The following is a 12,373-nucleotide window of genomic DNA, read 5'->3' on the forward strand; positions in this document are numbered from 1 at the left end:
GACCACACGCCGGTCGGGCTCGTCGTCAGGTCAGCAGTTCCTGACGAACCGCGGCCTTCAGACCGGCCAGCGCTTGGCGGTAGAACCGAGGGCCATAGGAGACTCGCGCTACGCCCAGCGCACTGAGTTTGGCCAGGTCAAGCACATCCGGCCTGGTGTTGGCGTTGATCGGCCCGGGCAATTCGGCGACCAGGGTGGCGAGGTCCCGCTCGTCGCCGACACCGATCGGGTAGACGCAGTCAGCCCCTGCCTCCAGGTAGCGGCGGCCTCGACGGACCGCTTCCGCGACCCGCTCCTCCTCGGCCACCCCGGCTCCCGGCAGGAAGGCGTCGACGCGCGCGTTGACAACGATGGGGACCCCGGCGTCGTCCGCGGCGGCTCGGACGGCCGACAGCCGTTCGGCATGCGCACCGGCGTCGACGAGTCCGCCCGCGGGGTGGTCGGTGTCCTCCAGGTTGCAGCCGACCACACCGATCTCCAGCAACCGGTCCACCAGTTCCCGAGGCCGCAATCCGTATCCCGCCTCGGCATCCACCGTGACCGGGACCTCCACCACGCGGGCGATCCGGCCGGCCGCGGCGAACATCTCCTGCCAGGGCGCGCCCTGGCCGTCGGGGTAACCGAGCATCTCCGCGATCGCGGCGCTCGTGGTTGCCACCGCGGGGAACCCGGTCTCAGCCATGATCCTGGCGGTGGCCGCGTCCCACGCGTTCGGCAGAACGAGCATCTCATCGGCGTGATGCAGCTCGCGGAGCCTAACGGCATACGCCTTCAAGTCAGCGGTCATGTTTTTCCTTCAAGTCGTGCGGACGCACCGTCAATCGGTGATCAAACCGCCGGTGACGTTGGTGATGGCCCCGGCCATCGCGCTGCAGCGGTCCGAGGCGATGAAGGCGGCGACGTTGGCGATCTCGGCGACGGTGGCAGTTGCTTGCGCAGCGTCAGGTCGGCCATGCGGCCGCTGAACGCGTCGCGGCTGATGCCGTAGGCAGCGGCGTGCAAGCCGTACACCTCGGTCAGCTGCGGCGTTTCCGGCATCCCCGCCGCGTTCAGGCACACGACTCGGACACCGTGCGGTCCGAGTTCGGCGGCCAGCCCTCGGGACAGTGCTTCGATCGCCGCCCATGCCGGTGCCATGCCTCCCATGAGTGGGACGGCCGTCCGTGACGGGCTCGCCGTGAGCGTCACGATCACGCCTGTCCCTTGCTCGGTCATCCGCCGTGCGCCGGCTCTGGCGGTCAGGAAGTTGGCCCTGGAGTACGTGGCGATGGGCAAGTCGAAGGCGTCGGGGGACAGATCGACGATCCTGGTGCCCTGAATGCCCGTCTGGGGCAGGCTGATGGCGTTGAAGCTGATGTCGAGCGAGCCGGCGGCCTCGACCACCGCATCGGCGTGCGCTTCTACGGCGTCCTCATCCAGCGCATCCACCGTGGCAACCTCGGCGACGGCACCCGAGGCGCGGATCTCGTCGGCGATCACCTCCAGTGCGGCGCTGGTTCGTCCGGTGAGGAAGACTCGTGCTCCCTCTGCGGCGAAGGCCTGAGCGACGGCGCTTCCGACGGCACCGCCGGCTCCGTAGACGATCGCGTTCTTCTTTTCGAGCAGCACTATTGCTCCTGGTTGTCAGGTGGCCGGCACTGCGTCGAGCAGTGCCGTGTTCTGGCGCTCGAGCGCCTTGACCGCACCGGTGCGCCAGCTCTCCGCCAGCGCCGCCGACAAGGGGTCGGGGAAGATTTCGTCCTCGCCGTTCTCCACGCCGTCGGCGATGGCTTGCGCGACGGCCTGCGGAGAGGTCTTCGGGATGTCCCAGTCTCGGATCATGTCGGTGTCCACGGGGCCGGGCAGGGCGGCGTGCACGGTCACGCCCTGCTGCTTCAACAGGGCACGCAGCGACTGGGACAGGGAGAACGCCGCCGCCTTGGAGATCGCGTATGCCGGAGTGATCGGCACCGTGGCGAGTGCCGCGAGCGACAGCACGTTGACGATGGCTCCCTGAGAACGAATCAGCAACGGCAGGAAGGCTTGGGTGACGCCATAGGTGCCGAAGAGGTTGACGGCGAGGTGCTGTTCGAGTGCGGAAGGATCGCTGAGGTCGTCGGGGAGACACACGCCGGCGTTGTTGATGAGGACGTCGAGCGAATCCACGCTCTGGGCAGCTGCCCGCACCTGCGCCGCGCTGGTCACATCCAGGGTCACGGGAGTGACCCGCTCGTCCGGATGAGCCACGGGCCGGCGCGCGGCGGCGTACACCCGCTTCGCGCCTCGCCGCAAGGCTTCCTCGACCAGCGCCTGCCCGATACCGCGGTTGGCGCCGGTGACCAGAATGGTTCTGTCTGCGATTGTCATGCCGTTCTCCCGATGGATGCGGACCGTCCACTGCGGCGGCTGCCGCTGCGGACACGTTCACCAGGACAGACACAGCGCCCCCCGTAAATTGGGCACCCCAAGAGCGACCAGTTCCGCTGCCCGCCGGTGTCAGTACGACGGAGGATCCAGACGGAGGTGGCAGATGGAACTGCTCCAACGGGCGCGAGCCGGCGACCGGGACGCGTTCAGCGCCCTGGTCGAGCCGCACCGGGGCGAACTGCGGGTGCACTGCTATCGCATGCTCGGTTCGCTGCAGGACGCCGAGGACGCGCTGCAGGAAACGCTCCTGGCAGCGTGGCTCGGCGTGGACGGCTTCGAGGGGCGCTCGTCCCTGCGCACCTGGCTCTACCGCATCGCGACGAACCGGTGCCTCAACCTGCTGCGCTCGGCCAGCCGGCAGCCGGTGACCGCTCCGGTGTCGGTACCGCTGCCGGAGCCAAGCCGCCTGGGTGAGGTGCTCTGGCTGCAGCCGTATCCCGACGCCCTGCTGGAGGAGTTCTCCGATCAGGCGCCGGGACCCGAGGCCCAATACGAGACCCGCGAGGCGATCTCGCTCGCGTTCGTCACCGCGGTCCAGCTCCTGCCGCCGAACCAGCGCGCCGTGCTCCTGCTGCGCGACGTGCTCGGGTACCGCGCCGGCGAGACCGCCAAGCTGCTCGGGCTCACCGAGGACGCGGTCACCAGCGCCCTCAAACGCGCCCGCGCGACGATGAACGCGACTCGCTCCCCCGTCCCGCCACCACCCTCACCCGGTGGGCCGGAGGAACGTGCGCTACTCGACCGCTTCGTCGCGGCCTTCACTCAACTCGACGTCGACGCGCTCATCGCGCTCATGACCGACGACATCTGGGTACGGATGCCGCCTCTTCCGTTCGAATACCGCGGGAGCGACGACGTGCACCGCTTCTTCAGCGTCATCCGCACCCTGCTGGGGCGCATCGATCGGATGGTGCCCGTCCGGGCGAACGGCCAGCCCGCATGGGGCGAGTATGTGCGCGACCAGATCACCGACGGCCTCCACCTCGCCGGCGTCATCGTGGTCGGGCTCGCCGGCGACAGGATCTGCGAGCTCACCCGGTTCGAGACGGCGGTGGCGCCGTACTTCGGCCTGCCTCGGACACTCGACTAAGAAGTCGTCTCAGTTGGTCGTCCGTCGGTGGAAGATGAGTAGAGAACACTGCCCCGCCGTCGACCCCAAGGATCGCGATGGCTGCCTCGCTGAACTGGCCGGTCTCGGTCAAGGCCGTGGCCATGGACGCCCGTCGGCGCGTGCTGCTGCTGCAGAACGAGCGGGAGGAATGGGAGCTGCCCGGCGGTCGGCTGGAGCCGTCCGACGCAACGCCAGAAGCCGCCCTGGAACGCGAGTTGGAGGAAGAGACCGGCTGGACGGTCAAGGCCGGGCCGCTGCTGGACGTGTGGATCTACCAGCCGTTGCCGCAGGCGCTTCCTGAGCGCCGGGTGGTCATCGTCACCTATGGCTGCAACGTGCTTACCCCCGAGGTGGCACCCGTCGTCAGTCACGAGCACAAGCAGATCGGCCTCTTCGCGGCTGAGGAGGTGGCTGGCCTGCGCATGCCAGACAGCTACAAGCATTCGATCGCCGACTGGTACGCCCGCACCTAGCTCCCCAGCAGAGCCGGGCTGGAGGTCGTCACACGATGGTGCGGCGGTAGCAGATGAGGGTGCTGGCGATGCCGACGAAGGCGAGGAAGTGCTCCGCCCTACGCTCGTATCGGCGGTGCAGGCGTCGACATCCGTTCAGCCAGGACATGGTGCGCTCGATCACCCAACGGTGCCGCCCCAGGCGGCCGGCGGTCTCCTTCCCGCGGCGAGCGATACGAGGCACGAACTGACGCCGCCGAAGCCAGTTGCGCAGGTGGTCGAAGCCGTAGCCCTAGTCCGCGTGCAGCTTGGCCGGACGCCGACGCCTGGGCCCGTAGCGGGAGCGGATCGGCGGGATGCCCCGCATCAGCGGCACCAGGGCCTGGCTGTCGTGGAGGTTGGCGCCGGAGATCCCGATCGAGATCGGCAGCCCGTTGCGGTCACCGATGACATGGATCTTCGACCCCAACTTGCCGCGATCGGTCGGATTCGGTCCGGTCAAGGGCCCCCTTTGACCGCGTGGACGCTGACCGAGTCGATCGCACAACGCGACCAGTCCAGCTCACCGTTGGCACCGAGCCGATCCAGCACCACCCGGTGCAACTTGGCCCACACCCGAGCGGCCGACCAGTCGGTGCACCGTCTGCCAGGAGGCGCCGAAGACCGGCGCAACTGCCGCCAGGTGCGGCCGGAGGTGGCAACGAAGATGATCGCAGCAAGCACCGCGCGGTCATCGCACCTCCGTCGGCCTCCGCTCTGAGCGCGTACCGGTGGCTCCGGTCGGATCGACGGCCATGCCGATCTCGGTGCCCCTGCGCGCCTCGACCACGCGCGGGGCACCGAGATCAGGGTCCGGTTATGGAGGGCAGCAGGTAGTCGCGAATGAACGCCCTAGAGTTGATCTCCTTGTTGTTACTGGTGTTGCTGGTGTTCTCGCTGGTCACGAGCACGATGTCCGCACTGGGGATTACGTAGATGAACTGCCCGCCGTATCCCCAGGCAAAGTACATAGAGCGTCCGGAGATGGTGTGCATCCACCAACCCTCGGAATAGGCGAATGTGTCGTCGACCTGTGTGGTCCGGGCTTGCGCCGCCCGCACCGCTCCATGTGGCACGAGAGGCTGGCCAGCCCACTTGCCGTCGTGCAGGTAGAGCAGGCCGAACTTGGCCATTTCCCGGGGCGTCAGGTAGACGTTGTACCCGCCGGAGAAGATGCCTCGCGGGTCACGGCCCCAATGCTCGGCTGCGATGCCCATCGGTTCGAACAGGTACTGGTGGGCGAACTGGCAGGTGCTCATGTGAGTGGCCTTCTGCAGCACGGCCGAGACGACGTGCGTATTGCCGCTGCTGTAGTTGTACGTCGCGCCAGGGACGGAAACGAGCGAACGGCCGAGAATCGCCTGGACCCAGTTCGACGCCATCTCGACCTGGCTTTCGGTCGAATCCTCCGTCCAGTCGAGACCCGACGTCATGGACAATATGTGTCGGATGGTGATCTTTTTCTTATCCGGGGACGCGTTGCCGAAGTACTCCGGCAGATAGTCGGCCACCGGGTCGTCCAGGCTTCCGATGTAGCCCTTCGCGATGGCGATATGGACCAGCGCCTGCAGAATACTCTTCGACGCCGAGTGGACGTTATTGCTCCGCTGCGCGCCACTACCGTGGTAGTACCGCTCGGCCACGAGACGGTCGTGTCGGATGACCAGCGCGCTGAACAACGATGCGTTGTTCCCGAGCTTGGTCAGCCCCGTACGCAACAGGGCGGAATCCATCCCCTGCTCCTCCGGTGAGGCCGGCGACCAGTCCGCACTGTCGTCCCGGGGATCCGTGTACGTCGGATTGCTCTCATAGAACGTCCGGCCGCTACCTGCGATCTGGTCGCAATCGACGGTCGCCGTCCTGGCCGTCGGCGTTGCTGTCGACTTCGACGATGCCGCCTCGGTGCACCCGGCCAGCGCCAGGAGCGACAGCATCGGCACTACCCAGGTGATCCGCCGCAATCTTTGCTTTCTCAGTCTCATAACTGACTTCATTTTCCTTCATACGAAAGTGCCTTCCTGGCCTGGGACGATGAACCTTGCTGAGGGGTTCTGTTCGGTTCCAGGCGGAGGGCACTTTCTACGTGCAGGCTATCGGGTTGCGTCCCAAGGTTCAGGTCAGTGCCGACGGTTCAGGTGTGGTCAGGCATGCCGGGGCACGATTGCTGGCAGATCTTGCTGATGCCACGGGCTGACCGCCATGTGCTCCGCTGCTCTCAGGCCGCTTCGGCTGCGTGGGACCGGACATGATCCGGGCCGGATCGCCACCGATCTGGCGGTGATGCTTGCCGACGGCGGCGAGGCCATCGCGGACCTGGCCGTACTGCGGGACCAGGCGGGGGTCTTCGGCCCAGTCGCCTCGACACCGACGGCTTGGCGACTGCCCGCCAATGTCGATGACACCGCGCTCGCCTCGCTGGCTTCTGCCCGCGCTCAGGCCCGTGAAGTCGCCTGGCTGCAGGCCGCCGAGCACCGTGAGGGCATACCCGCGGCCCGGGCCACGGGACGTGTACTGACCGGTCTGGTCCTGGACCTCGATGCCACGCTGGTCACCTGCCACTCGGAGAAACAACAGGCTGCATCCACCTATAAGGGCGGCTTCGGCTTCCACCCGCTGCTGTGCTTTTTGGCCAACACCGGCGAGGCTCCGTCCGGCCGGCTGCGGCCGTAGGCTCGGCGGGTCTTGTCCCGTGACAGATCATGGACCTGTTGCGTGGTGCCGTCCGCTTCCCACTTGGCGTAGTAGTCGTACACCGTCTTGTAGGGCGGGAAGTCGTTCGGCAGGTACTCCCACGGGATGCCGGTGCGGTTGATGTACAGGATCGCGTTCACGATCTCTCGCAGATCACGCACGCGCGCTGCCGTTCACACATCGGGCAACGACCACCAGCGTCGGCAGTCACACGAACATCCCAGAACACCAACTACCTGGATCACATGCCCTCTGAGCCGACCGATGACGGGCAGGACCGTGAGACCTTTCACCCGCGGGGGCCGGCAGCGGCAGCTCATCCGTCCATTCACGGCCCTGAGCACTCCAGCAGTTGGGCGCCGCCACCCTTGCGGTCGCAGCCGTGATCGCTGGTGGCCCAGTGAGCCGCCGTGGCCGCACGGCCGCCTTGCCCGATGGTCCGCATCAGCGTCCGCAGGTCCTTGAGGGGTTCCTCGCCGGCCTGGACGACGTGCCGCAGGACGTGGTCCGGCTGACGACGGCCCACTGGAGCGCGTGGCGGCTGAGTGTGCCGCCACGGGCGAACGGCTACAGCAAGTACGCATCGATCGCCGGCCTACTCAAGATGGATCCCCGGCTCACGTAGTCGGTGCGGGAGGCGATGGCCACACGGTTCGTGTGGGAGCCAGCCGTGAACAGGCTTATGGACCTGCGGAGTTCAAGGAAGTCCGCGTCGCGGCCCGCCGCACGTTCCGCTCGGCCCTGCTACGGATCCGGGAGAACACCGACCGTCTGGCGGCCTGGCGCGCGGGCGCGATTGAGCCAGGCACCGGGAGTGGCTGGTCGGGGAGGCCGTGGACGTGCTGGCGCGCACCGGCGATGTCCCGCTGTACGAGTGGGGACGCAGGGTGCGCCGTCGGTACCGTCCGGCTCTGGGCGGCGACTCGGCGCAGCACACCTGGAAGCGGTTCTTCCTCAGCCGCAAGGAGACGGCGGCGCTGGCGGTGCTCATCGCCGCGGAGCTCGGGTTGAACTCCACGCCGATCTCGGAGATGCCCGTGCCGGAAACGCTGCCTGGCACGGCGGAGGCGGGGATGCCGGTCTACCGGCTGCGGCTGGAGAAGCGACGCCGCGCAGGTCACCGCGGCCGCTTCGAGAGCCGGAACCTCACCGATTCCGGCGCCGACTCGTCCGGGCGGATCATCAGCGAGGCCTTGGAGCGACCGCGCACGCGCGGGCTGTGTTGGCGCTACTCGGTGCGGACATCGACCGGCTGCTGGTCTGGCACCAGACCACCGAGCACGAGGGACAGGCCTACCGCAGGGCCGTCCGGCTCTCCGCTCAAGCGCATCCGCAAGACCGTGAACGTGCTGCACCGGCGCGAGCCCGGGCAGAACACCCAGGACACGCACGACAGCGTCTACGTGCTGCCGGAGCCGCAAGTCCAGCAGGCGGCCGTGCCGGTGATCGCCGACGGGGCCCTGGACGCGGTGGCTGCCGCCCATCGCACGGTGTTCGCCGCCCGCCTGACCGAGAAGTCCGGGGCCGGGGAGCGGGAGACGGCGACGGCGGGCTGCGCCGACTACGAGCACAGTCCGTTCGGCCCGCCGGGCCAGAGCTGCGCCGCCTCGTTCCTGCTGTGCACGGCCTGCCCGAACGCGCGGGTCACGCCCGCCCATCACCCTCGCCTGGCGCACCTTCACCAGGCGCTGGGCACCTTGCGCGGCGTCGTGGAACCGGCGGTATGGGACGCGGACTGGGCCGATGCCCATGCCCGGCTCACTGATCTACGCGACCGGGTCGGGAAGCCCGTGTGGGACGCCGCGCTCGCCTCGGTCAGCGGCACCGACCGTGATGTCATCGATCAACTTCTGCATGGGGACTACGACTTGTGACCGCTCTGCCCTCCGAAATGCCGACCTTGCCAGGATGGAGAACTCCGGTCACCGCACCGTCCTTGATCCTCGCGCCCGGGCCCGTCCCGATCTCGATCTACGGCGACGACGTCTGGTCTCTCGCCCCGTTGATCGCCAACCCCAGTGCGTCGCGGGTCGGCGTGGACTGGTCGAAGTTCCCGGACGCCTTCCGTGAAGAGATGCGTATGGCGGCCTGGATGATGATCAATACGGCGTTGCCGGCGAGTGTTCTGGTCGGTCACCCAGCCTGGCACTCCCGCCTGGGACCGCACGGGATTTACGACACCGTGCGGCGGTGGCAGCGCTTCGCCCACTGGCTCACCGCCCAGGGGACATCCGGCCTCGGCGCGTGCACGGCCGAGACCTTCACCGCGTACGCCGCACACCTGGCCCGCCGGCCCGGAGCCACCCGCAACGACGGTACGAAGGAACTGGTCGCGTTGAACCGCTTGTGGGCGTTCGACGCCGCGAGCGCCCATCCGGCCGGACTGGTGAAGCCTCCCTGGCACCGGTATGGCGTTGACGACTACCTCCCTGCCACGCCCGGCCCTGGTCCCGGGGAGAACAGCCGTGAGCCGATCGCTCCGGTCACCATGGGGCCGTTGCTGATCTGGGCATTGCGCGTGGTCGACGACTTCGCCGACGACATCGTGTCCGCCCAGGCGGAGATGCAACGCCTGACCGAGCAGGCCGAACAGACCGTCGGCACGTGGGAGTCCATGAGGCGGCTGAGGAGCTATCTGGATCAGCTCGTGGAACGTCGCGCACCCGTACCCACTCGATGGCACAAGGGCGAGCACCAGATCAGCATGACCTACATGGCCGCCCTGGTCGGCTGCTCCCCGAAGCAGATCAACAGCCAATCGCACGGCCGTGCTCCGTCCGCTGCCCTCTCAGCGTCAACCAGAGGTCTCCCACCCGGAAAGCAGGCGACCCGACACCAAATTCGAGCGGTGAGGAGCAGCCCCTGCCTGAGAGGGCGGTTCGTGAGTCTTTGAGGAAAATGCCGTCAGGCGATCGCCCGGCGGTGTTCGTCCGCGAACTGCGACAGCCGCACAGGAGGGTCCGCACGTCGAGATGCCATGCGTCGTCAACCACGGTCGGGGGTCGGGCTCAGCCGCACGACAGGGATGTCCCGGTCGGTCTTGCGCTGCATGGCGGCGTCGCTGCCGTAGGCGGCGACCAGCTTCGGCCACACTTCCTTCTTCTTCTCCGAGGACAAGATGGCGGCCCGCATGGGACCTCCTCGCCACCGAGGTTCAGGCGCACTTCAGGGTTGGCGGCGACGTTGCGCAGCCATGACGGGTGGTTTGCCGCGCCGGTGATCGTGCGGGTCAGCAGCCGGTCGACGGCTGCGGGGCCTGCGCGGGCGGTTCCGGGGCTCGGTGGCGCGGATCGTCTCGGCGAGTCAGAGCCAGTGGGTGTCGTGGCGCAGGAAGAACTCGGCCTTCTCGTCCTCCGTCAACTCGCCGAGGCCGGCGAGGCCCTCGAAGTACGCCTCGCGCGGCGCTCCAGGCGCGAACAGCAGAAGCATGGAGGCGGGCTGACCGGAATCATTTCGGAAGGCGTGCACGCCGCCCTCGGATACGTAGAGGAAGTCGCCCGGTGTCGCGTCGATCCAGTGGTTGCCGTCGAACAGCCGTACTGTGCCGGCGAGTATGAAGAACGACTCCGAGATGGATCGGTGGTAGTGCGGTGCCGGGCCGCTGGGAGCACCGGTGAAGTCCCATCGGTACAGGCCGAATTGGCCATGGCTGCTGGCGCCGGTGGCGAGGTAACTCGCGGCGCCGGCCTTCATCGGCAGCTCAGGCGGTTGCCGGGCGACTCGGTAGGCGGCGCTGGTCCTGCCACCGGTGCCGTGATATTGAGCGGGCGGGTACGACATCGACTGCTCCTCTTGTTCGATGCGGCCTGCGTTCGGCCGGTCAACTCGGCTCGCCTGTTGTCTGCGGGATTCTCCTGGGGAAGCTGTGGGCTGGGGGGCTACCGCGTCCGGTCCAGGCCGTTGAGGAAGGCGATCAGCTGATCGTTCACCTCGTGGGGCCGCTCTTGTTGGGTCCAGTGGCCGCAGCCGGGCAGGATGACGATCGCGCGTAGATCCGTGAGCTGGGCCTTCATCGGTTCCAGCGTGCCGAGCCGGTAGGCGGAGTCCATGTCGCCGGTGATGTAGACGGCGGGCTGGGTGATGGTGCCGGTGCCGAGCTCGGGCACGTCCGACCAGTCGGCGTCGATGCTGCGGTAGCGGTTGAGGGTGCCGCTGAAGCCGGTGCGCTCGTACTCCGCCGTGTAATGGCTCAAGTCGGCCTCGCTCAGCCAGTACGGCAGCCGGTCCGGCTTCGGAAGCGCGTCGAGGAATCCGGCACCCTCCGGGGTGCCCGTGAGCCATGTCGGCACCAGATCCGGGTCGGCGTCGCCGGACTGTGCGGTGAACACTCGCAGCAGCGTGTCGCGCACATCCGCCTCCAGCTCCCGTTCCGGGATGTGCGGCTGCTGGAAGTAGGTCACGACGTTGAATTTGCCCTGGCGGTAGGCGGCCAGCGCCTGCGTGAGCGGCATCGGCGGCCTGGGGTGGTACGGCACACCGAGCGCGGCGATGGCTCTCACTCGCTCCGGGTGCGCCTCGGCCAGTGCCCATGCCAGCAGTGCGCCTTGATCGTGACCGGCGACTACTGCTTCGGCCACCTCCAGCGCGTCCATCAGGCCGGTGATGTCGGCCATCATCGTGCGCATGCCGTACGCCTCCACCTCCGCGGGGACGTCGGTGCGTCCGTGACCGCGGATATCGGGGGCGATGGCCCGATACCCGGCTGCCGCCAGGGCAGTCAGCTGATGCCGCCAGGAGTACGCGAGCTCCGGAAAGCCGTGCAGCAGTACGACCGCAGGCCCCTCCCCAGCCTCCGCCAGATGCATGCCGATGCCGTTGACCATGAGTGTGCGCTGTGCGATTTCTGACATATCGAGCTTCCTGGTTCGTCGAACGCAATTGCATGTGTGGGGCTGCCGTTCCCCGAAGCGTCTTCATCACATCCGGCCGGTCCGCGGTCACGGGGAGGGCGAGGAGGCGACACCCAGGTGGACGTCTCCGTCGGTGGCACCCGGCTGCCTCGTAGGTGGCGAGCGTGGTCCCGGACTTCTCCCAGAGGCGGCGCGGCCTCTCCCGCGCCCCTCCCTCGTGGTTCAGTCGGTTCCGCTTTGGCCCGGGGTGGGTGATTCCTCGGGGGTGAGCGGTGCGCGAGGGCGGTGCATGCGGTCGGGCCTGATCCATCGGTAGCCGGGGTGGATTCCGGGGCTGAGTCCCTGCTGCGCCGCCATGCGATGGAGCAGCGCGCGCAACTGCTCGTGCTCGTCGGGGGTCAGTGCCTGGCAGGTCTGCTGCTCGTGAGCTGTGGCGACCTCTCTGAGCTCGGACAACAGCGTGACGCCCTCGTCGGTCAGGTGCAGTGCGTACAAGCGCCGGTCGCTGGGATTCCTGCGGCGCTCGATCAACCCGCGTTCCTCCAGCTCGTCGGCGAACGGGACGAAGCGGCTCGGCGGCATCCCGAGTTGGTCGGCGAGTTCGCGCTGGCTGCGCCCTGGAGTGCTGGCCAGCAGGCGCAAGACCCCTGCCTGTGCGGGGGTCAGATCGAGCCCGGCGATCCGTTCCGCGAACCGGGCGGCCGCGTGCGCTCCGAGCTGGGCCAGCAGGAAGGCCGCACCTCCCTCGGGCCTGGACCCGCCATCCTCACGATTCGTACTCATGGTGACACCATAGCTCCTTGACAATCGTTTCGCTTTGTAAT

At 67.9% G+C, this 12,373-nt stretch carries 13 protein-coding genes and 4 pseudogenes; 5 read left to right on the top strand and 12 right to left on the bottom strand.

Annotation, left to right across the window (positions count from 1 at the left end; genetic code table 11):
- Positions 1-25 precede the first annotated feature (25 nt).
- From ACTWQO_RS24480 to ACTWQO_RS24490, 3 genes are read right to left on the bottom strand one after another with little or no spacing between them, the layout of a single operon-like run.
- A complete protein-coding gene (locus ACTWQO_RS24480) occupies positions 26-787 on the bottom strand; it encodes an isocitrate lyase/PEP mutase family protein (protein ID WP_443239497.1) in 762 nt (253 codons plus the stop codon).
- A gap of 41 nt (positions 788-828) precedes the next feature.
- Positions 829-1,608 carry an SDR family NAD(P)-dependent oxidoreductase gene (locus ACTWQO_RS24485; RefSeq protein WP_443239498.1) on the bottom strand — a complete coding sequence of 260 codons (780 nt, stop codon included), beginning with the start codon at positions 1,606-1,608 and terminating at the stop codon, positions 829-831.
- 15 nt (positions 1,609-1,623) lie between these two features.
- Positions 1,624-2,346 (bottom strand): SDR family NAD(P)-dependent oxidoreductase, encoded by a 723-nt coding sequence (locus ACTWQO_RS24490; protein WP_443239499.1) that lies wholly within the window; start codon positions 2,344-2,346, stop codon positions 1,624-1,626.
- A gap of 163 nt (positions 2,347-2,509) precedes the next feature.
- On the opposite strand from ACTWQO_RS24490, the gene ACTWQO_RS24495 reads away from it, so the two are divergent.
- Both ACTWQO_RS24495 and ACTWQO_RS24500 read left to right on the top strand, forming a co-directional pair.
- The gene (locus ACTWQO_RS24495; protein WP_443239500.1) at positions 2,510-3,496 is read left to right on the top strand and encodes a sigma-70 family RNA polymerase sigma factor; all 987 of its coding nucleotides are present in this window, start codon (positions 2,510-2,512) and stop codon (positions 3,494-3,496) included.
- Positions 3,497-3,573: 77 nt separating this feature from the next.
- Complete coding sequence (locus tag ACTWQO_RS24500) at positions 3,574-3,990, top strand: NUDIX domain-containing protein (protein WP_443239501.1); 417 nt, start codon at positions 3,574-3,576, stop codon at positions 3,988-3,990.
- 28 nt (positions 3,991-4,018) lie between these two features.
- On the opposite strand, the pseudogene ACTWQO_RS24505 reads toward ACTWQO_RS24500, so the two are convergent.
- A pseudogene (locus ACTWQO_RS24505) lies at positions 4,019-4,809 on the bottom strand (IS5 family transposase).
- Between the two features lie 5 nt (positions 4,810-4,814).
- Positions 4,815-5,990, bottom strand: a complete 1,176-nt coding sequence (locus ACTWQO_RS24510) for a serine hydrolase domain-containing protein (RefSeq protein WP_443239502.1) — start codon at positions 5,988-5,990, stop codon at positions 4,815-4,817.
- Positions 5,991-6,049: 59 nt separating this feature from the next.
- Here ACTWQO_RS24510 and ACTWQO_RS24515 point away from each other — a divergent pair.
- A pseudogene (locus ACTWQO_RS24515) lies at positions 6,050-6,672 on the top strand (transposase); the annotation flags it as partial.
- A 26-nt stretch (positions 6,673-6,698) separates the two neighbouring features.
- Here ACTWQO_RS24515 and ACTWQO_RS24520 read toward each other — a convergent pair.
- Positions 6,699-6,854 (bottom strand): annotated as a pseudogene (locus tag ACTWQO_RS24520) (transposase); the annotation flags it as partial.
- Between the two features lie 173 nt (positions 6,855-7,027).
- Positions 7,028-7,225 carry a hypothetical protein gene (locus ACTWQO_RS24525; protein ID WP_443239503.1) on the bottom strand — a complete coding sequence of 66 codons (198 nt, stop codon included), beginning with the start codon at positions 7,223-7,225 and terminating at the stop codon, positions 7,028-7,030.
- 307 nt (positions 7,226-7,532) lie between these two features.
- On the opposite strand from ACTWQO_RS24525, the gene ACTWQO_RS24530 reads away from it, so the two are divergent.
- Together ACTWQO_RS24530 and ACTWQO_RS24535 are read left to right on the top strand one after the other, a co-directional pair.
- A complete protein-coding gene (locus ACTWQO_RS24530) occupies positions 7,533-8,573 on the top strand; it encodes a hypothetical protein (protein WP_443239504.1) in 1,041 nt (346 codons plus the stop codon).
- 62 nt (positions 8,574-8,635) lie between these two features.
- Entirely contained in the window at positions 8,636-9,592 is a 957-nt protein-coding gene (locus ACTWQO_RS24535) for a hypothetical protein (protein WP_443239505.1), read from the top strand.
- Between the two features lie 92 nt (positions 9,593-9,684).
- Here ACTWQO_RS24535 and ACTWQO_RS24540 read toward each other — a convergent pair whose 3' ends face one another.
- The 5 genes and pseudogenes from ACTWQO_RS24540 to ACTWQO_RS24560 form a co-directional block, all read right to left on the bottom strand.
- Positions 9,685-9,831 (bottom strand): hypothetical protein, encoded by a 147-nt coding sequence (locus ACTWQO_RS24540; RefSeq protein ID WP_443239506.1) that lies wholly within the window; start codon positions 9,829-9,831, stop codon positions 9,685-9,687.
- 41 nt (positions 9,832-9,872) lie between these two features.
- A pseudogene (locus ACTWQO_RS24545) lies at positions 9,873-9,935 on the bottom strand (hypothetical protein); the annotation flags it as partial.
- Positions 9,936-10,002: 67 nt separating this feature from the next.
- Positions 10,003-10,479: a cupin domain-containing protein gene (locus ACTWQO_RS24550; RefSeq protein WP_443239507.1), complete on the bottom strand. Its 477-nt coding sequence runs from the start codon at positions 10,477-10,479 to the stop codon at positions 10,003-10,005.
- 98 nt (positions 10,480-10,577) lie between these two features.
- The gene (locus ACTWQO_RS24555) at positions 10,578-11,549 is read right to left on the bottom strand and encodes an alpha/beta fold hydrolase (protein ID WP_443239508.1); all 972 of its coding nucleotides are present in this window, start codon (positions 11,547-11,549) and stop codon (positions 10,578-10,580) included.
- Positions 11,550-11,771: 222 nt separating this feature from the next.
- The gene (locus ACTWQO_RS24560) at positions 11,772-12,332 is read right to left on the bottom strand and encodes a MarR family winged helix-turn-helix transcriptional regulator (RefSeq protein ID WP_443239509.1); all 561 of its coding nucleotides are present in this window, start codon (positions 12,330-12,332) and stop codon (positions 11,772-11,774) included.
- Between the last annotated feature and the right edge of the window lie 41 nt (positions 12,333-12,373).

The sequence above is a fragment of the Streptomyces sp. 4N124 genome (genome assembly GCF_052245395.1).
Classification (GTDB): Bacteria; Actinomycetota; Actinomycetes; order Streptomycetales; family Streptomycetaceae; genus Streptomyces.

Excerpts from the sequence above, each read along its gene's own strand:
- ACTWQO_RS24480 (WP_443239497.1), bottom strand. The coding sequence starts at position 787 with ATGACCGCTGACTTGAAGGCGTATGCCGTTAGGCTCCGCGAGCTGCAT.
- ACTWQO_RS24560 (WP_443239509.1), bottom strand. The coding sequence starts at position 12,332 with ATGAGTACGAATCGTGAGGATGGCGGGTCCAGGCCCGAGGGAGGTGCG.
- ACTWQO_RS24490 (WP_443239499.1), bottom strand. The coding sequence starts at position 2,346 with ATGACAATCGCAGACAGAACCATTCTGGTCACCGGCGCCAACCGCGGT.
- ACTWQO_RS24540 (WP_443239506.1), bottom strand. The coding sequence starts at position 9,831 with ATGCGGGCCGCCATCTTGTCCTCGGAGAAGAAGAAGGAAGTGTGGCCG.
- ACTWQO_RS24495 (WP_443239500.1), top strand. The coding sequence starts at position 2,510 with ATGGAACTGCTCCAACGGGCGCGAGCCGGCGACCGGGACGCGTTCAGC.
- ACTWQO_RS24500 (WP_443239501.1), top strand. The coding sequence starts at position 3,574 with ATGGCTGCCTCGCTGAACTGGCCGGTCTCGGTCAAGGCCGTGGCCATG.
- ACTWQO_RS24510 (WP_443239502.1), bottom strand. The coding sequence starts at position 5,990 with ATGAGACTGAGAAAGCAAAGATTGCGGCGGATCACCTGGGTAGTGCCG.
- ACTWQO_RS24550 (WP_443239507.1), bottom strand. The coding sequence starts at position 10,479 with ATGTCGTACCCGCCCGCTCAATATCACGGCACCGGTGGCAGGACCAGC.
- ACTWQO_RS24555 (WP_443239508.1), bottom strand. The coding sequence starts at position 11,549 with ATGTCAGAAATCGCACAGCGCACACTCATGGTCAACGGCATCGGCATG.